Origin of the sequence: Amphibacillus sp. MSJ-3 (genome assembly GCF_018919165.1) — a bacterium.
Lineage (GTDB): Bacteria > Bacillota > Bacilli > Bacillales > Amphibacillaceae > Amphibacillus.
Genome location: NZ_JAHLQM010000025.1, coordinates 1 through 19,613 on the forward strand (window position 1 = coordinate 1; position 19,613 = coordinate 19,613).

General features: G+C 35.2%; 18 protein-coding genes, 1 tRNA gene and 1 pseudogene. 9 read left to right on the top strand and 11 right to left on the bottom strand.

Annotated elements, in window-relative coordinates:
* Positions 1-771: 771 nt before the first annotated feature.
* Positions 772-2,487 carry an ABC transporter ATP-binding protein gene (locus tag KQI76_RS08430; protein WP_216399886.1) on the bottom strand — a complete coding sequence of 572 codons (1,716 nt, stop codon included), beginning with the start codon at positions 2,485-2,487 and terminating at the stop codon, positions 772-774.
* Between the two features lie 525 nt (positions 2,488-3,012).
* Positions 3,013-3,339 (bottom strand): DUF898 family protein, encoded by a 327-nt coding sequence (locus KQI76_RS08435; RefSeq protein ID WP_216399887.1) that lies wholly within the window; start codon positions 3,337-3,339, stop codon positions 3,013-3,015.
* 1,189 nt (positions 3,340-4,528) lie between these two features.
* On the opposite strand from KQI76_RS08435, the gene KQI76_RS08440 reads away from it, so the two are divergent.
* A complete protein-coding gene (locus KQI76_RS08440) occupies positions 4,529-4,726 on the top strand; it encodes a hypothetical protein (RefSeq protein WP_216399888.1) in 198 nt (65 codons plus the stop codon).
* Between the two features lie 582 nt (positions 4,727-5,308).
* Here the strand turns inward: KQI76_RS08440 and KQI76_RS08445 are convergent.
* Positions 5,309-5,380: transfer RNA gene (locus KQI76_RS08445), tRNA-Val, on the bottom strand.
* Between the two features lie 216 nt (positions 5,381-5,596).
* Between KQI76_RS08445 and rodA the strand changes: the two genes are divergently transcribed.
* The 4 genes from rodA (at position 5,597) to KQI76_RS08465 (ending at position 9,297) form a co-directional block, all read left to right on the top strand.
* Complete coding sequence (gene rodA, locus KQI76_RS08450; protein WP_216399889.1) at positions 5,597-6,760, top strand: rod shape-determining protein RodA; 1,164 nt, start codon at positions 5,597-5,599, stop codon at positions 6,758-6,760.
* 12 nt (positions 6,761-6,772) lie between these two features.
* On the top strand, positions 6,773-7,888 hold the full coding sequence (gene ftsW, locus KQI76_RS08455; RefSeq protein WP_216399890.1) for a putative lipid II flippase FtsW: 1,116 nt from the start codon (positions 6,773-6,775) through the stop codon (positions 7,886-7,888).
* Positions 7,889-7,994: 106 nt separating this feature from the next.
* Positions 7,995-8,456, top strand: a complete 462-nt coding sequence (locus KQI76_RS08460; protein WP_216399891.1) for a GNAT family N-acetyltransferase — start codon at positions 7,995-7,997, stop codon at positions 8,454-8,456.
* Between the two features lie 166 nt (positions 8,457-8,622).
* Positions 8,623-9,297, top strand: a complete 675-nt coding sequence (locus tag KQI76_RS08465) for a DUF421 domain-containing protein (RefSeq protein WP_216399892.1) — start codon at positions 8,623-8,625, stop codon at positions 9,295-9,297.
* Between the two features lie 17 nt (positions 9,298-9,314).
* On the opposite strand, the gene KQI76_RS08470 is transcribed toward KQI76_RS08465, so the two are convergent.
* Together KQI76_RS08470 and KQI76_RS08475 are read right to left on the bottom strand one after the other, a co-directional pair.
* Positions 9,315-9,605 carry a hypothetical protein gene (locus tag KQI76_RS08470; protein ID WP_216399893.1) on the bottom strand — a complete coding sequence of 97 codons (291 nt, stop codon included), beginning with the start codon at positions 9,603-9,605 and terminating at the stop codon, positions 9,315-9,317.
* 303 nt (positions 9,606-9,908) lie between these two features.
* A complete protein-coding gene (locus tag KQI76_RS08475; protein ID WP_216399894.1) occupies positions 9,909-10,163 on the bottom strand; it encodes a hypothetical protein in 255 nt (84 codons plus the stop codon).
* Between the two features lie 175 nt (positions 10,164-10,338).
* Between KQI76_RS08475 and KQI76_RS08480 the strand changes: the two genes are divergently transcribed.
* Positions 10,339-10,791, top strand: a complete 453-nt coding sequence (locus KQI76_RS08480; protein WP_216399895.1) for a CotY/CotZ family spore coat protein — start codon at positions 10,339-10,341, stop codon at positions 10,789-10,791.
* 245 nt (positions 10,792-11,036) lie between these two features.
* Here KQI76_RS08480 and KQI76_RS08485 read toward each other — a convergent pair whose 3' ends face one another.
* The 3 genes from KQI76_RS08485 to mgtE form a co-directional block, all read right to left on the bottom strand.
* The gene (locus KQI76_RS08485; RefSeq protein WP_216399896.1) at positions 11,037-11,468 is read right to left on the bottom strand and encodes a CotO family spore coat protein; all 432 of its coding nucleotides are present in this window, start codon (positions 11,466-11,468) and stop codon (positions 11,037-11,039) included.
* A 91-nt stretch (positions 11,469-11,559) separates the two neighbouring features.
* The gene (fabI, locus tag KQI76_RS08490) at positions 11,560-12,339 is read right to left on the bottom strand and encodes an enoyl-ACP reductase FabI (RefSeq protein WP_216399897.1); all 780 of its coding nucleotides are present in this window, start codon (positions 12,337-12,339) and stop codon (positions 11,560-11,562) included.
* 423 nt (positions 12,340-12,762) lie between these two features.
* Positions 12,763-14,124 (bottom strand): magnesium transporter, encoded by a 1,362-nt coding sequence (gene mgtE / locus KQI76_RS08495; RefSeq protein WP_216399898.1) that lies wholly within the window; start codon positions 14,122-14,124, stop codon positions 12,763-12,765.
* A gap of 174 nt (positions 14,125-14,298) precedes the next feature.
* Between mgtE and prpE the strand changes: the two are divergent.
* Positions 14,299-15,039: pseudogene (prpE, locus tag KQI76_RS08500) on the top strand (bis(5'-nucleosyl)-tetraphosphatase PrpE).
* A 54-nt stretch (positions 15,040-15,093) separates the two neighbouring features.
* On the opposite strand, the gene KQI76_RS08505 reads toward prpE, so the two are convergent.
* The 3 genes from KQI76_RS08505 to yjbM are packed head-to-tail and all read right to left on the bottom strand — an operon-like array spanning position 15,094 to position 17,439.
* Positions 15,094-15,921 carry an RluA family pseudouridine synthase gene (locus KQI76_RS08505; RefSeq protein WP_216399899.1) on the bottom strand — a complete coding sequence of 276 codons (828 nt, stop codon included), beginning with the start codon at positions 15,919-15,921 and terminating at the stop codon, positions 15,094-15,096.
* A 60-nt stretch (positions 15,922-15,981) separates the two neighbouring features.
* Positions 15,982-16,785, bottom strand: a complete 804-nt coding sequence (locus KQI76_RS08510) for an NAD kinase (RefSeq protein WP_216399900.1) — start codon at positions 16,783-16,785, stop codon at positions 15,982-15,984.
* Positions 16,786-16,791: 6 nt separating this feature from the next.
* The gene (gene yjbM / locus KQI76_RS08515) at positions 16,792-17,439 is read right to left on the bottom strand and encodes a GTP diphosphokinase (protein ID WP_216399901.1); all 648 of its coding nucleotides are present in this window, start codon (positions 17,437-17,439) and stop codon (positions 16,792-16,794) included.
* 170 nt (positions 17,440-17,609) lie between these two features.
* Between yjbM and KQI76_RS08520 the strand changes: the two genes are divergently transcribed.
* Complete coding sequence (locus KQI76_RS08520) at positions 17,610-18,182, top strand: CYTH domain-containing protein (protein ID WP_216399902.1); 573 nt, start codon at positions 17,610-17,612, stop codon at positions 18,180-18,182.
* A gap of 117 nt (positions 18,183-18,299) precedes the next feature.
* Entirely contained in the window at positions 18,300-19,199 is a 900-nt protein-coding gene (locus tag KQI76_RS08525) for a DsbA family protein (RefSeq protein WP_216399903.1), read from the top strand.
* The last annotated feature ends 414 nt before the right edge of the window (positions 19,200-19,613 follow it).

A 19,613-nucleotide genomic window follows, 5' to 3' on the forward strand; every position in this document is an offset into this window, starting at 1 on the left:
GGATCAATAACAATTATTCTCTTTTCCAAGAACATTAAATTAGTATTTAACCAATTTTTAATAGCTAAATCTCATGTTTTTATTTATTCCTTAGTTTTCATAGAACTTTTTACATTACCCATGGCTACATCTTCATTCATTAAAGTCTAGTAAAACTTAGGGTTTTCCTAAATATATGACTCTTTTGCTGAATAAATGTGACATGTGATTCTTAATGTTTTTATATTAACATAAAAAGCTTTATAAAAGTCAAATTTAATTAAGGCATTGTAGAAAAGACGGGCTTATATTCACCATCATTATTGAACCCGTCACCAGTTAATTTCTAATAAAGTGAAACTTCAATCAGTGGGGGTTAGGCCCAAGTGACCTAGGTCATGTAGACCTTACCACAGGACCCGGTGAGTTTAGTCTGCCTCCCACATCCGCCAGTGATTGGAACTGGGACTGGGACTGGGACTGCGGTTACTCGTCCCATCAAAAACATTCCCCCTCGGAAAGCGTCCACCCAGAGTGTAAATCATGGAGTGACAGCTCTAAACCATTTAAAACGTCATGAATCTATTTAAATGATCATGATATCAAAAAGGAATCCAGTTTCTTGAACTGCCCCTGTCAAGTAGACAGGGAGCATATCATCTACTGAATTCCCTTTTTATTTTTAGCCGGGCTTTAGCCCAACCTCTTATTCATCTATGTCCATTTGGGATTTAGCCTTATCCACAGTTAACCTAGAGCAAAAGCATAACAAAATTAATGTATGATTTGTTTTTACTGCATTTGTACTCTATGAAGTTTAGCAAAAATTCCATTCTGTTTAATCAATTCATCGTGACTACCTTCCTCGGCAATCCCATCTTTCGTAACAACCATAATCCGATTTGCATTTTTTATTGTCGCTAATCGGTGGGCAATCACAATCGTTGTCCGATTCTTAGCTAATTCAGTTAAAGCCTCTTGAATAATCATTTCGGTTTCTGTATCAAGAGCAGATGTTGCTTCATCTAAAATAAGAATTGGAGGATTCTTCAGAAACATTCGGGCAATGGCAATACGTTGTTTTTGTCCGCCTGAAAGTTTAAATCCCCGCTCTCCAACTTGAGTATCATACCCTTCCGGTAATTCTTTAATAAATTCCTCCATATGAGCTCGTTTTGTAGCTAACTCTATTTCCTCATCACTTGCATCAAGTTTTCCATAAGCAATATTCTCACGTAAAGTCCCAGTGAACAGAAAGACATCTTGTTGTACAATGCCAATCTGACTTCTAAGTGATTCTTTAGTCATATCACGTAAATCAATACCATCAATTGTAATATTCCCTTTGTCCACATCATAAAAACGGGGAACAAGCGAACTTATAGTTGTTTTCCCAGCTCCGGATGGTCCAACAAAAGCAGTTGTTTCACCAGCTTTTATTTTAAAGTTCATATCCTTTAAAACAGGAGATTGTGTTTTTTCATAGCCAAATGTAACGTTATTAAACTGAATATCGCCTTTAAGATCCGTTACTTCTATTGCATCGATGCGATTCTGCACTTCAGGTTCAACATCTAGTAAATCAATAAAGCGTTTGAAACCAGCCATCCCTTTTGGATATAGTTCAAGTAGGGCACTGACTTTTTGAATTGGATTGAATAAAACATTCATATATAAAACAAAGGCAACCAATTCACCATAGGAAAGCTGGTTATTAAAGCTCAACCATGCACCAATGACAAGCACAAGCAAGACAATAAATCGCATCAACATATACATATTTGCTGATACAAACGCCATCACTCGATAGGAGCTAAGCTTTGCAGAACGGAATTTATTGTTATTCATAACGAATTGGTCCATTTCAAACTTCTCATTCGTAAAAGATTGGACAACACGTACACCGGATACCGCATCCTCAACACGGGCATTCACGTCGGCAATATTTTCATACATCGTTTTCCAGGCTTTACTCATTTTAATATTGCTGTATCCAATCAATAAAATAAGGATTGGCACGATGATTAAAATCATGAGCGTCAATTTGAAGTTAATCGTGAACATAATCCAAAAAGTTCCCACAAAAGTCATGATTGCAATGAAGAAATCTTCTGGACCATGGTGGGCTAGTTCTCCAATGTCAAATAAATCATTAGTAATACGGCTCATAATGTGTCCTGTTTTTGTATTATCAAAGAAACGAAAAGATTGACGTTGGATATGATTGAATAGCTCTTCCCGCATATCTGTTTCAATATTAACACCTAGCTTGTGCCCCCAATATGTGACAACATATTGTAGAAATGTACTTAATAAATAAGTAAAAAAGAGCAAAATACTAACAGTGACAATTTTATTCCATTCTCCGCTCGGTAACAAATCATCAATAAACCACTGAACAGCGACAGGAAATAAAAGTTCCAGCAGAGCGACAATAACAGCTGATGAAAAATCTATAATAAATAAACGCCGATGCGGCTTATAATAAGAAAAGAAACGTCCTAACATAACATACACTTCCTTTATAATAAATAAAATTTAAACGTATTCGTTTAGGCTAAACTCCCCCCCAGACAGGATATAGAAAAGCAAAAAGACTAGACATAAAAAAACATTCTAATCGGATAGAATGTATGTTTAAACATGACATACTAACTATAAACGCCCACGCTTACCTAGTTTTTTACTGATAATAAATATCAATGCTTCCAGACGTATTTTTTTATTATAGCACATTTAATCCGCTCATCCAGCAAAAGAGAATTAAGGGGGTAGATTGCAAGTGGAAAATGGATGTCAGAGTTGGGAAAAGTCCACTTTTTCAGTGGTCTCTTAAAGAAACTTACCCTGTCAAAATTAAATCACTAACATAAAAGAAAATGATGAAATACACTTGACTAATCGTAAATAGAGGCTAGGACATAAGTTGAAAACTAACTTTTTTATTAAAAAACACAAAAAAACCGCATGAAATCAAGCTTTTAAAAACTGATTCCACACGGTTTATTCATTAATATAGGTTTTTCCTTAGTCTCAATCAATAAATATGGTGTGCTTTACTTTCCATTTCTCCAATGCTATGGTTACCCAAAAGCCATATATTCCAAATGTAATAATTGTTAGTAATAGCCACTTAATCCAATTTCCAAATAACCCTATCGCTGATCCAGTAAACTTTAATCTTCGTCCCTCTATTACGGTATGATTAATTTTCCAACCATACACCATACATAAAGCCCATGGATAGCAAATTCCAAAAGTCAGGAATGTAACGATCCCACCTAATATACTCCACCCAATTAGCTGGAACAAGCCCCCGTCAAAATATGAACTTTGTTCCCTAGCCAAATTTTTAACCATTTAAATCATCTCCTAGTAGTTTTAATAAAAATGTTTTTCTACGATCAGGACAAAATATTTAATTGAAAAACTCCTTATTGTATAAACTGATATCTGTAACATATTTAAGAGATATATTTTCCTCTAGATACCCTAAATAGACTTCTTCAATTTTTAATGAACTTTGATTTAAAAAGTTTACTTTTTGTCTTTGGAAATGTATTCGACATAAAAAGATAAAAACCTGCTTAAAAAGAGATATTTTTCAGTTATGTCTTATACCACTAAAATTAATAAAGGTGAACCATCAAATTGAGCATTTGCCAATATACAAAATAGATCGACTTTTTTCCCATAGGTCACCCCACTTTCGGGATCGTCTATAAAAACGGAAAATAAATCTGTTAGAGTAGTTTTAAGGATTTAACCCACAATGCCCTTAATAGTTATCGATAATGATACAATCGATACTCGTTCAATCCTAGATTATATTTAGCGGTAACAAATATTTATCATTTAAGATGCTTTCATAATGATTGAAATCGATCGGCTCAAATATGTACTGATTAACTAATATGGAAGTCCCGTATCAGATTATGAACTTCAAGGCCTGAACTTAAAGTATAAAAAACAGCACCCAATTACTATTTAAATCTTTACGGTCATAGGTCATTTATATTTTTGCATGGTCAGATTTTTGATTTTGCGGTACTATAAATACTTGATAGGTCATAGACAAGACAATCTCACATATTTTCAAAAAGTGACGAAAAAAATCAAATGTTGGTCACTTTTTTGGTCATCTATTCGAGAGGATAAACCCTCTTTTTTTATTTAGAAATGATTAAAAGCTTTTGGAAATGGTTTGCTCTACTCACTATGCATAGTATAATTAACAAGTTAGAGGGAGGGAAACAATTGTTAGAAGGTCTTAATAAAAATAAGTGAAGCAATAGCCGGCTTGATCACAGCAGTTGCTTCACTTATCACAGCACTAGTTGACTAAAAGCTATCCAAAAAGGATAAGGAATAAGCAGTGAGGAGCTACAACTCCTTACTGCTTATATACCACTTTTAGAAAGGGGTAATCAACTTATGACAATGATTATAGCAACAACCTCTTTTGTCACGTCACTAGCAGTATTACTTATCGTTGTTGCAACGAAGAAAAAATAATCGAAATAGAACTAAAACCTTCTAACAATCTATTATGGACAAAAATAAACAGACTGAAGCAAATAAGAAATGGCAAGCAAAAAATAAGGAGCGCGCTAAATATTTAAGTGACCGTTCGCGTGCTCGGAGTTTTATTCGAAATCAAGCAACTGTTGAAGACGTTGAGGAATTGAGGCAATTGCTTGAGAAGCGTGAAGAGTTATTGAATAACCAAGCCCCCACAATCAAGTGAGGGCTTGGTTTTGAATAAAAAAAGAGCTCTAATTATAGCACTCAGCCTCTAATGAACTTTGTGGTTAGGATCAATCCTACATATCACAAAGTAACCATCTTTTAAATGATCACGTGCTAAATTATTTCGGTTTTTTCAATTTCCTCAGCGCCAATCTCATTTAGCCCTTGGTATTGAAGCTATTTCTAAGAAAAATTTAATCATGAATTCCCTCAACTGTATCGATTGTAGGTGTGAAAAATTCTACATAGTTAGTTTTTGCTTCACCATCGTTATAAGTCTGAAAATGATTCTTCTTCTACTTTGTCTTTTACCTTTTTATAGTCAATAAAATGAATAGTGCTGTTATCATCTTCGTAGGATACTTCATCCTGAAAGCCCGCAAACATGCTGAGATTGTTGTATTTATCTTATGAGTTAGTATATTCTTCATTAGTCTTCAAACGCATTATATCGTTTATTAAATAAAGTAAAGATGAATAAACTAATTGTCATAATTTACTCGCTTTATTCTTTCCCTTCTGTTATTTTAAACAAAACAAAAACGCTCAACCCTTTTAAGGGTCAAGCGTTTTTATGGTATGGGCTGTACTGGGATCGAACCAGTGACCTCTTCGATGTCAACGAAGCGTTCTCCCGCTGAACTAACAGCCCATAATATTAAAGATCCATCTTGGCCGATAATGGCGATCAACAAAAATAAGACGTGTTTATAATATAAGCTAAATCACTTTTTTCGTCAAGCCCCATAATTATTTTGAAAAATGATCTTTCATTAACATCTTTGAGTGTTTTTTTGATATGATAAGGGAGTAATCTTTTGACCTTTAAAGGTTATCTATGAAATTTTTATGAAAACGAGGTACGTTTATGCAATCTAAAAAATTACCGATTGATTATACAATTGTTTTCTTATTAGGCTGTTTATTAGTTTTTAGTTTATTAGCAATTTATAGTGGTTCGGGACAATATGCAAGTGGCGATCCAACTTACTACGTAAAAAGACAACTTCTATGGTATGGTGTTGGCTTTATCGTAATGATGGTCGTTGCCTATTTTGACTTTGAATTGCTTGAAAAATGGACCTGGATTTTATATATTGTTGGCATGTTATTACTACTAGCCGTTCGTTTTTTTGGTGAAGAACAAAAAGGAGCAGTGCGGTGGTTGGATTTAGGCTTTATTGATCTCCAGCCATCTGAGTTTATGAAGTTCTTCCTTGTCTTACATATCGCCATGTTGCTGGCTAAGGTTGGAAAAAACCGGCTTAGTTTTAAAGAAAGTATTCCAATCACTTTGAAAATACTTTTTTACACCCTTTTACCAGTTGCATTAATCTTTAAACAGCCAGATTTAGGCACAACTTTAATGATTTTATTTGCTGTTTTTATATTAATTCTAACATCAAGCATTTCATTAAAGATGAGTGCTTTATTGGCCTCAATGGGAATAGCTGGATTAGGTACTTTAATCTATCTTTACTTTAATCATATTGAAATATTCAATAAAGTAATTGAGAGTCACCAGCTCTCTCGAATCTACGGTTGGTTAGATCCTGCTGAGAATTCCCAAGGTTTTGGCTACCAACTACAGCAAGCTTTACTTGGGATAGGCTCTGGTCAATTGACTGGTTCCGGTTTTAATCAGGGTTATCAAGTTCAAAGCGGCCGTATTCCTGAAGCACACACCGATTTTATTTTTGCTGTTATTGGCGAGGATTTCGGCTTTATCGGTACTAGTATTTTAATTATTATCTTTTTCTTACTTATTTACCGGATCATCACGATTGCACTTCATGCCAATTCATTATTTGGTGTCTATATTTGCATTGGAGTGATTGGTTTGTTTACTTTTCAAATCTTCCAAAATATTGGGATGACAATTGGTTTAATGCCGATTACCGGTATCGCTCTCCCGTTTATAAGTTATGGTGGGAGTGCTCTTTTAACAAATATGATGGCACTAGGTCTTGTCACCAGTGTACACCTAAGAACAAAAAGCTACATGTTTGGTAAGGATGAATCGATTGAATAGGGGTCTTTATTTATGAAAAATCGTTTGAAGAAATTTGATTATGGATTAATTATAGCTATTTTATCCTTGTCTATATTTGGGACAATTATGGTCTATAGCTCTAGCTATACGCTTTCCACATTACAATACGACAATGGCTATCACTTTTTTATTAGACAGTTGATCTTTTTAGTTTTAGGCATCTTTGTGTTCATCGTTATGTCTTTTATTTCATTAAAAACATTAGGAAAATTAAGCCCAATTTTAATTTTCATATCCATAGTCCTATTAATACTTGTTCTGATTCCTGGAGTTGGACTAGTTAGAAACGAGGCTCAACGTTGGTTAGGTTTTGGTCCCTTTATCTTTCAACCTTCTGAGATTGTTAAAGTATTTATGATCATTTATTTTTCATATATTTACGCTAAAAAACAACCCTATATTGGTGAATTTAAAAAGGCTGTTTTACCTCCGCTCGTGATTTTAGCGATTATCTTTTTCCTAATTTTAGAACAGCCTGACTTTGGGACAGCGACGCATATTCTATTAATTTGTAGTTTAATTGTATTCTTTAGTGGGGTTAGACTGCACCACATCGTTTTATTAGCGTCAATTGGTTTTGGCGGGGTTATTTTCCTAGCCTTATCACAACCCTATCGTTTAGAGCGATTAACCTCTTTCCTAAATACCTTTGATGATCCTGCTGGCGATGGTTATCAGTTAATAAACTCATATATTTCGATTGCCACAGGTGGCTTAACAGGGAATGGACTTGGTAACGGTGTGCAAAAACTTGGCTATTTACCTGAAGCACACACTGATTTTATTATGGCTGTTATAATTGAAGAATTGGGATTAATTGCAGTTATCTTTGTAATCGGTAGCTACTTATTTATCCTATATCGGGGGATTAAAATTGCCCAAGAAGTTGATTCGATGTATTTAAGACTTCTTGCATTAGGTGTAACTTTTCAAATCACAATCCAAGCTGTCTTTAATCTCGGAGCAATGAGTGGTCTCTTGCCAATCACAGGAATTCCACTACCCTTCATTAGTTATGGTGGAACGTCACTTGTCTTTACTTTGTTATCAGCCGGTATTCTCGTGAATGTTTCCGGCCGCCGTCCCGATCGCGAGATAAAACTTTAAACGATTCTTCCACCTGACTAATTGTTATTTTTAAAAGAGCTCCACAAGGATACAAATGAGCTAATTGGTTGAAATCGATTAATATTAGAAATGGAGTTTGACATTAATGAAGTGTATTGAAGCAAAAACAGATAAAGAAATAGAAACTGCATTCGCTATTCGTGATCGCGTCTTCATTGAAGAACAAGGAGTAGCCCCCGAAATTGAATATGATCAATACGATCAAAATGCGATTCATATTATTGGTTCTCTTGAAGATATTCCTATCGCTGCAGCACGCATACGATTAGTTGCTAATAAGGCCTTGATTCAACGAGTAGCCATTTTAAAACCCTATCGTAACCAAGGCTATGGAAAAAAACTAATGTTTGCGATTGAAAAAATCTCTCAGCAAAATAAAGTCAATTATTTTTACTTAAATGCTCAAGCACATGCGATTCCTTTCTATCAAAAAATTGGATATAAAATATGCTCACAACCTTTTTTTGAAGCAGGAATCAAACATGTTACAATGATGAAAGTTGATCCTCACTCAATGGGATCTTCCTCATCCGCTAGCGAGTTTTAACCAGGGATTATGTTTCTTTACTGGCTTTTAACCCCATAGGCCTTTCTGATATGATTGAAGTGGAGGCATACAGTCAGTTATTCCACAAAGAAATAGTCTATTAATGTATAAAACTCCTATAAATCGTCCAAGCTGTAGCTAACAACTTGGAGGGGAGCATGATTATATGGAGTATGGTTATATATTCATCGAAACTATCTATGGTTTTATAGCCCTTTTTATCATTACAAAAGTCTTAGGAAAAACACAAATTCGTCAACTAACTGCCTTCGACTTTATTTCAGCACTTTTACTTGGTGAACTTGTTGGGAATGCACTTTATGATGAAAATGTCAGTATTCTACACATGTCTCTTGCCGTCATTACTTGGGGTGGCTTAATGTATCTGACCGAATTTGTTACCCAGCGTTTCAAAGGATCAAGGTCATTAATTGAAGGGAAACCTTCCATTATCATTAATAAAGGAGAACTTGATCGTGAAGTAATGAAGAAAAGCAAACTTGACGTTAATCAACTTCAACATTTATTGCGGCTAAAGGATGTTTTCTCCTTCCGTGAAGTTGAATTTGCTATTCTGGAAAACGACGGCACAGTTTCAGTACTAAAGAAATCAGCTTGTCAAAGCCCAAATAGGCATGATTTAAATCTTAAAGATAAAGAAGTTGTTCTTCCGATTACTTTAGTTAATGATGGAGAAATTATTCATGATAACCTAGCAGAGATCAAAAGAGATCAAGAATGGTTAGAACAACAAATTAAACACCAAAATGTTAAATCAATAGAAGATATTTTCTATGCTGAATATCAAGAAAAAGAGCCACTCCACATTCAATTGAGGTAGAAATGGCTCTTTCTTCATTATACATAGGCATTGATTTGACCACCAATTCCAGTTAGCTTTGCGTAAACATCTTTCATTTGATCCGAGATGACCATATTATATGCTTTGTCTAAGTGATCCAGACTACCCTTCTCATCAAGGTTTTCATCTAATAATCCTTCTTGGTGGGTTGTTGTGGCATAACTTAATTCAATCCTTTTTGGATAAAGGCGATCAACCGGGATTGGATCTGGATCTGTTTTTGCTTGAATCACTCGTTCATGGTCATTTTGTGATTGGTAATTCTGAATAGGCAAAATATAACCCACGGCCATCCCTCCTTAATTGGACTATACCCCTTTTTAATAAAGTTAATCTTCATTTAAAGGGGTTTTTCTCATCACTGACTGAATATTAGATGAACCTATCGATCTTTACTGAATCTTGCCACCCGTAGCTATGCCTGACTAAATTCGCTATTATCGAGGCTCACATCCACATAAGTGCGGAATCAATCGGCCCGTTACTGTCAGTAAATCTCCCACTTACAATTCTAAGTTTCCTTCGAATTTTTGAAGTGTGAGTCTTACTAACAATTGCACTGCGAGAAAATGATGATTAAACTTTTATACTTATATCCATGAAAATGGTGGGCGGCGTTCAGGTTGTTCTTGGACTTGTTCTTCTTTAGCAGTCTCTTCATCAGTAGACTTTTCACTTTTCTCTTGCTCTTCCTTTTCAGTAACTTGTGGTTGTGCAACCACTGGCGGGCGACGGCCAAATAAAGGATGAACAGGACGCACTTCGCGTGGAATTGGTTCAAAGTGAACATTCTCTGCCTGAATCGTTAAATCATTGACTTTTATAATCTTCTTTTGATCAGCCATTTATTTTACACTCCTTTTTTAACGAGAATGAAGTCGCTATTAGTCTATGTTTATTCACCTAATATGTGCCTTTATTTTTATCCTTCCTTTCAATGCCCACACCAAGATACTAAATCGACATACCTTATAAGTGAGATTGAAGAAGTTTTAAAAAACATGAAAGGGGTAAGTAAAAATGACATGTGGAAGTAAATTTAAGTCAGGCAATTGTGTGGCAGATATTTTACGCGAAATTGCTGATGCACAAAATAATATAGCTAATGATTGTTGTGATTCTAGCTGTGAACAGTCCATCGCTAATTTACTTGGTGAAACACCAGTCCCAACTAATCTAGATACCGTTCCAGTCCTATTATATTGTAAAGACTGTGGGCCTTTTAAAGGTTATGGTGCTCCAATCGATAACATCGGAAATGTAATTGGTAGCTTCTATTTCAGAGTGAAAAAAGTAGACAAAGATAACTGTGCAATCCTAGAATTACTACGAGACCCATCTGATTCAAACACTGATCCAACCTCACCAGTAGAGCAAAACACAGGTAATCTAGAAGCAACAGATATTTGTATTACTGTCAATGTCGATTGTTTCTGTCACATTACTTGTTTACCTGCAATTAGCGCACTCTAATGATCAGAATGAGGTTCCTAAAAAAGGGAACCTCTTTTTTTTCTTATAAAATGAAACTTTAATCAGTGGGGATTTTCCTCATCCTCACTGTTTTTTAGTACCACAAGGGGTTCGACCTAAAGGCCCTAGAACAATCAGGTCCATACTATCAATTGACCTCCTACTTACAATGCTTTACTTCCTTCGAATGCTTGAAGTGGGAGTCTTCCTGACAGTTACACTGCGATGGATATAGATTGATGTCATTAAAAGCCAAGTAGCTTAAGATCATCAATATCTTTCAGATCAAAGTTATGTCTTTTTGCAGATGAAGTTTCTTCAAAGACAACTTGGCTCTTTTCTAGAGCTAATACTTTACCGCGGTACTTTGTATTGTTGATTGATATTTTACAATTCATTCTTGGCAAAAATGATGATGGTTTCGCTAAGTAACACACTTTCTCTTCTATTGTCATCTGATCAAATCTGTCTGTTGTTTTTGGACTTAAATCCTGATCAGATGATTGGACTGAGGTTTCTGTATCTATCACATTCTCTTTTGTTAATTCTGACTGAATCCTATTTTTCTCTTTTGCTAAGGATAATGACTGATTCATCGAATGATATTCTTCTTGCATCGGTGCAATTGGAGCTTGTAGGTCTGGTTGTTCTATATACAACATTGGTCGTAAAGTCACCTGAAATCCCTCCTCTCACCACTTACTATATGTGAGTAAGACAAAAGTCGTGACAATCACCTATAAAAAAAAGCGAGCATATATGCTCACTTTAAGATAAACCTAAAATACTATAACCAGAATCAACGTGTATGATTTCTCCTGTCACTCCTTGTGATAAATCACTTAATAAATAATAAGCAGTTGATCCCACTTCCTCTTGGGTTACAGTTCGGCGTAACGGGGCTTTTGCTTCAATTTCTTTTAGGATCGTGTTAAAGTCTCCAACACCTTTGGCTGATAATGTACGAATTGGCCCTGCTGAAATCGCATTGACTCGAATGTTTTTCTTCCCTAAATCGTTAGCAAGATATTTCATACTCGCATCGAGACTCGCTTTTGCTACACCCATAATATTGTAATTCTGCACAACGCGCTCCCCACCTAAATAGGTCAGTGTCACCAAACTACCTCCCTCACTCATTAATGGTTCCGCTTCTCGTGCTACTGCCACCAATGAATAAGCACTGATATTATGAGCAAGTAAAAACCCATCCCGAGAAGTTTGAACAAATTCACCTTTTAAATCCTCTCTTTGAGCAAATGCAATACAATGTGCTACCCCGTGTATCACATTTACATCAGCTTTAATTTGAGCAAACGTTTCAGCAATCGATTGATCACTTGATACATCACATTCATAAAAAAGTGTATTTTTTCCCTTAAGTGTTTCCGCCAATTGCTTTACGGGTTTTTCAAATCTTTCACTTGCATAAGTAAAAATAAGGCGAGCACCCATTTCATCTAAAGCTTTTGCAATTCCCCATGCTAAACTTCTTTTATTAGCAACTCCCATAATGACATATGTTTTATCCTCTAAAGAAAAATTCATTTCATTAACCTCCCAAAAGTTTATAACGTGTTATTAGTACCTGATGCTATATTACCGAAAAGTAAGTAAAAAGACAACTTATTTAGATCAATAAGGGGCAAATATAGATATGCTGAAATGAACTCAATTATAGATAATATAGGACCTGCGACATTTACTTCACAAGATGATTATGTCAATCAAGTAAATCTTCATCGGATATTAGATAAAGTGAAACTCCAATCAGTGGGGGTTGGGCTCAGGGAAACCGAGTCGTACAGAGCTTATCACAACATCCGGTGAGTTTAGTCAGTCTTCCCCACTGACTGGGACTGGGACTGGGACTGCGGTTACTCGTCCCATCAAAAATATTTGTTACTATCACAAGTGGATGACCTAAAGGCCCTTTAACCAATCGGTAGGTTACTGTCAGTTGATCAGCACTTAAATTAAAAATTGCATAAACAATGTTGCCATACCAAAGTAAATGGTAATCGAAATAATATCATTAATCGTTGTGATAAATGGTCCTGATGCAACGGCAGGATCAATCTTGAAATGATGCATCAATAGTGGGACAAGCGCACCAGATATCGTAGCAACTAGTAGTGTAGCTGCAATAGACAAGCCAACAAGAAAACCTAAAAATAGAGTACCTTGCCAAATATAAATAATTAGCCAAATCGCCAAACCACAAGTGATACCAGTAATCAATCCGGTTATCGTTTCACGAATAATGATTTTAAATAAACCCTGCTTTTGGAATTCACCTGTTGCAATTCCTCGAACAGCAACAGCTAATGACTGAGTTCCGGTGTTACCAGCCATACCCGCGATTAAAGGAATAAATATCGCAAGTAAAGCAACTTGTTCCAAAGTTTCTTCAAAACGGGCAATAATACTTGCTGTAAAAAGTCCTAAAAACAACAAAATGATCAACCATGGCAACCGTTTTTTAGCTGCTGCAAGAGGATTTTGATCTGCTGAATCCACATCAACCCCAGCTAATTTAGAATAGTCATCACTAGCTTCCTCTTCCATAACATCCATAATATCATCAACAGTTATAATTCCTAACAAATGATTTTGAAAATCAACAACAGGCAATGCGAGAAAATCATAATCACGCATCATTTGAGCAATATCTTCCTGATCATCACCAACAGCAACAGATACAACGTGCTCATTAACAATATCCTGTATCGTCAAAGAACCTTCCGCAATAATCAAGTCACGTAATGAAATAACACCAACTAAACACTGATCTTGATCAACCACATAAATATAATAAATCGTCTCAGCTTCAGGTGCTTCTTTTCTTAAGTGACGCATAGCCTCCTTTACAGTCATATCTATTGTGACAACAACAAACTCAGTTGTCATAATACTACCAGCAGTTTTTTCCTCGTAATGTAATAAATCTTTAATTTCCCTTGCTTCATTTTCAGGCATAATCGTTAAATAGCTAACAACCATATTTTTATCTAGATCATTTAAGATATCAACAGCATCATCAGTCGCTAATTTAGCTATTACTTGAGCAGCATAAGTAGGGTTCATTTCAGTTATGAACTCACTAGACCGACCCTCTTCAGTATGCTCAATTACATTTGCCATTTCTTCTGGTGATAAATACGAGTAAATCAAATGACGAATTTCTTGATTTTGCGCTTCAAAAAACTCTGATTGATCATAGGGGTGGATCTTTAAAAACTCTGATCTAAAGCGACTAATTTCCTCATTCAATAAAGCTTCTTCTATTGCTTTATTAATTATATCTCTAGCATGTATTTCTAGATCTTTCATCATGAATTCCTCCAAAATATCTTAAGTATACCAATCAAAAACTAACCTATTTTCCATTGTAGCAAACTTCATATCATACAGTGGCTATATAAGATTTTATTTCCCCACATAATCATGTATCAAACAATCATTAAATGCTAAAATAACTATAACACGATTTTGGGAGGTTTTAAAATGAAAGTTGATATTATTGGGGACGTGCATGGTTGTTTAGTTGAGTGTCTCGCCTTGATGGAGAAATTAGGCTATCAAAAAAATGGAGGTCATTATGATCATCCTGATCAACGTCAACTGATCTTTCTAGGTGATATAACAGATCGGGGACCAGACTCTTTAAAAACAATCAGTCTCGTTTATCAACTTGTATTTGAAGATAAACTGGCACATTATATACCTGGAAATCACTGTAATAAACTATATCGTTATTTCCTGGGGAATAAGGTTAAAGTTCAACATGGTTTAGAAACAACCGTAGCCGAATTAAATGCTTTAACCAAAGATGAACAGCGAGTGATTAAGAAAAAATTTATGGCTCTGTACGAACAAGCAGAGCTTTACTTACAACTACCTAAAATAAATACCATTGTTGCACATGCTGGTATTCGACCAGACTACATTGGCCGCTACGATAAAAAGGTAGAGTCCTTCGTCCTTTATGGTGATGTAACAGGTGATAGATATCCGGATGGATGACCTATCCGACGCGACTGGGCAAAATACTATCATGGGGATAATTGGATTGTATATGGACACACACCTGTTCTAGAACCGCGGATTTTAAACAAAACGATCAATATTGACCTTGGTTGTGTCTTTGGAAATAAACTAGCAGCCTTTCAATTACCTGAAGAAACGATTGTTACAGTTGAATCACAACAGATCCTTCAATTAGAGAAATTTCATCAATATGATTAAAAATAGATAAACTTCAGCTCGTCCCATAATTTTTAATTTAGTTGGCGATCTTCTCTATACAAGTGATGCCATATCTGGTGGCCATTCTGAGTGAAATGATAATTTTTCTTTCGTTACCGGATGAGTAAATGCCAGTGAAACACAATGTAAAGCCTGTCGATCTATTTGTTCGACTGGACCACCGTACAAATCATCACCTAATAAAGGATGACCCAGATGAGCAAAATGAACCCGAATTTGATGTGTTCTCCCTGTTTCTAATTGAATATCTACTATCGTTGATTCATCGTTATGTCGAATCACTTGATAATGGGTGATTGCCTTTTGACCATCTTTTCTTACAGTTCTAGCTATAATTGAATCTGGGTCTCTGCCAATTGGCGCATCAATAGTCCCACCTTTTTCCTGGATCTCCCCCTTAACTATCGCTTGATAATATCGATCAATTTCAACTTTATGGAATAAACTATGGCAAAACTGTTGTTTAGCAACAAGCATAAGACCAGATGTATTGCGATCAAGTCTTGTTACAATATGGGCTGTATAATCAAGCCCAAGTTGATCATAATAAGCAATCAAACCATTTGCTATTGTTCCTGATGGATAAGTCATCGAAGGGATCACTGGCATTTTAGCAGGTTTATTAATAATCAAGATGAAATCATCTTCATAAACGATCTCCAACTCAATGGCTTCTGGTTTTAAACTAGGAGCACGTTCTTCCATAGGAAAAATCACTTCCACTTGATCACCGGTAGTTAAACGTGTTCGAACATTAACTATCTCATCATTGACTAAGATTTGCCCACCTTCAAATTTTAAAATCTTAATCATATTCCTTGATAACCCAATAAAACTCCGTAAAAAATCGCGGAGGATCATTTGATTCTCCGCTTGAGAAACAAGCCATTTCAAATGTTATTCAACGCCTTTCTATTTATATTACCGTTCATCGGAAATAAAAGAATCACGAACTCTTTTCCAAAAGGGAAAAGGTCGAAATCGTGCAAAACGGATTTTCTGTTTTGCCACGGCATATTCAAGTGCAACTACATTTTCAACATTCTTAGTAATATGATCGATAGTGATAAGAAAACTTTGGTCACGATTAACAGGAACAAATTGACACACATGGTGACTTGGTAAAATAAGTGGTGACCCAATCGTTCTGAATACTCGGTTATTGATTGAAGACATTTCAGTAATTTGCATCGTTGAAAGCGAAGGATGAACAATAGCACCACCCAATGCTTTGTTATAGGCTGTACTTCCTGAAGGTGTCGAGACACAAAGACCGTCGCCACGGAAACGTTCGAATTGCTGTCCATTTATTTTAACATCGACAACAACAGAACCCTCAATTTTTTTAATCGTCGCTTCATTTAAAGCTAAATATTCCACCGGTTCTTTTTGATTTGCGGAGAAAATACTCATCGATAGTAAGGGATACTCTTTAATTTCAAATTGCCTTTTTGCAATTTCAATGACTAGTTTCTCAACCTCATCTGGTAACCAGTCTGCATAAAAACCTAGATGTCCAGTATGTACACCAATAAAAGCTGTTTCCTCTAAACGATGAAAATAGTCATGAACAGTATGAAGGAAAGTTCCATCTCCACCAACCGAGATGACTAGATCTGGTTCTTGTCTACTTAAAACTAAATCAAAATCCAATAAATATTGTTCAATAATCGATTTAATCGTGTTTGATTTATGATCACCTTTTGACGAGACATAAAATTTCATTGCTAACTAGCCACCTTTTTTATGTGATTTACTTTTATATTGATGAAAAATCCATTGTGCTTCTTGAACTTCATCTTTAATTTTTGCCATTTCTTCATCTAATTGAAAGGCTGCCTCTGCAGCTCGCTGTAATCTTGTCTGAATTTCCTTAGGAATCTCTCCGCTATATTTATAATTTAGTGAATGTTCATTGATTGCCCAGAAATTCATTGCTAACGTACGGATTTGAATTTCGACTAAAACAAACTTTTCACCATGAATCGTTGCAACCGGGTAATGGATTACAACATGATATGACCGATAACCACTTGACTTCTCATCTTTTATGTAGTCTTTTTCTTCAATGATTTCAAAATCATGTCGCGCTCGTAATAGCTCAACAATGGTATAGATATCATCAACAAATTGGCAAACAATTCTGACACCACCAATATCTTGGATCCTCTCTTCAATTTCAGAAAGTGGAATTCCCTTTCGATTTGCTTTATCTAAAATACTCGATGTCGATTTAACACGACCAGTCACAAGTTCAATTGGTGAATGTTTTGCTTCTATCTCATACTGTTTGCGCATCCCACGTAATTTAACCTTAAGTTCATCAACCGCTTGGTGATAAGGGGCTAAAAAGGTTGACCAGTTGATATTCTCCTCCATCATTTTTACCACCTTTATTTTTATTGTATCATAGGAAATCATTTTTTCGATCAAGCTTTCTCGACATTTATTAGTAAAATAGATTATACTATTTATTATTCTTATACGAATCAATTAATGAGATAAAAATTTAATCTCCCCTTCCACTCAACAAAAGGAGTTGTTTATTTTTGAGTCAAGAAATGGAATACGAATCGAAAAATCTTTTAACCAAACTTGAATATGATACACTGTGTAAGTACTTAAATCATACCAACATTAAACCAAAAGTCCAAATAAACTACTATTTTGAAACTGATAATTTTGCTTTAAAAAAGCAAGGTGCTGCATTAAGAATTCGTGAAAAAAATGGTCACTATGTTCTAACACTTAAACAACCCTATCAAGATGGCCTCCTTGAAACACACAATAAGATCACACACGATACTTTACAATTGTGGCTAAGAAACGAAATAACATCAATTCCTAACATTGATAGCAAATTGAATGAATTGTCTATTAGTCGCGACAAAATTAAATATGGTGGTCAGCTACTAACCGAGCGAATTGAGGTTAATCAATTCGATGCTTTAATCGTATTAGATAAAAGTAAATATAATCATAAAATTGATTATGAGCTTGAAGTAGAAGCAAGTAGTAAAGAAAAAGCTGAACAGGTACTTAATCAGCTTCTAGAAATGTATCAAATTGAAAAAAAACATACACCTAATAAGATTGCCCGTTTTTACCAATCCCTTCAATGATTATTGTCACGCTTAAAGCGTATCAGTTGCCCGATCATGGCAGTACTTGTTACAATGTTTATATAAATAGAATTTAATTTTTATTTGATAACAAAGAGATTAGAAAGGAGAATCGATTTGAGCTTTAAACAAACTGAACCTTATCTTGAGCTAAACGGTCGTACTAAAAAGGTCCAGTGTAGCTATTTTGATCTTCTAAAAAAGCCGATTGAAATATATCTATTTATTGATCCGATTTGCCCCGAATCTTGGGCTCTCAATCCTTATATAAAGAAACTCCAACTTGAGTATGGTCGTTTTTTTACCATTCGTCCAATTTTATATAGTAAATTATTAAGGTTCAATCAGCAAATAATTGATTATCCTGATAATCTTTTACAATTAGCAGATAAAATTAATCAGCAAAAAAGACACTTTTTTGATCATAACTCTTTAAGTAAACGCCCAATCAAGTACCCAGCTGATATTTACTTTGCAATTAAAGCTGCGGAGCTCCAAGGGATAAAAGCAGGCAGACGCTATTTGAATAAGGTGCAGGAGAAGCTATTTTTAAGTAATTCGGATATTTCAATTGATGAAGGCTTAATCCAAATTGCTTCAGAAACAAACCTTGATGTAGAGGAATTCAAAAGAGACCTACACTCAAACAGTGCTAAGAAAGCCTTGCGTTGTGACTTAAAGCTTTCAAGAGAAATGGAAATTGATCAAACTCCTTCAATTGTCTTTTTTAGTGAATCAGAAGAAGATGAAGGATTAAAAATATCTGGTTCTTGCGGTTACGATATTTATGTAAGAGTGTTAACCACTCTGCTACAAAAAGAAATTAAGCCAATTGATAAACCTGATTTAGTAGATTTTATTTCATTTTATCGTTTTATAAGTTCAGAGGAAATTGCAATTATATATGATTGGACACTTAAAAAAGCCGAAAGAGAAATGAAAAAGTTACAATTAAAACAAATTGTCAGTCAAGTTCGTGTTAATAACAATGACTATTGGCACTATGATAATATCTAAAGAGAGCTACAAGATGGGCTCTCTTTTTTTATTGGATAAATATAACTAGCTGTTACGATTTGCTATGCTCGAGATTGCGGGATCTATGCGCGAAAGCAGGAGTGTTATGCTCGGAAATCACAGTTATGCTCGGAAACTGATGCTTTATGCTCGGAAATCACAGTTTATGCTCGGAAATTGATGTCCTATGCTCAAAAATCGTTTATGCTCGGAAACTGATGTGTTATGCTCGGAAATCATAGTTTATGCTCGGAAGCAGCTGTTCTATGCTCGGAAATCACAGTTTATGCTCGGAAGCAGCTGTTCTATGCTCGGCAATTACAATTTTGATATGTTCTGATATTTATTCGAGTCATAACATATAATGCTTATAACCAACACAAATGAAAGTAGGTATGATAATGAATAAAGCTG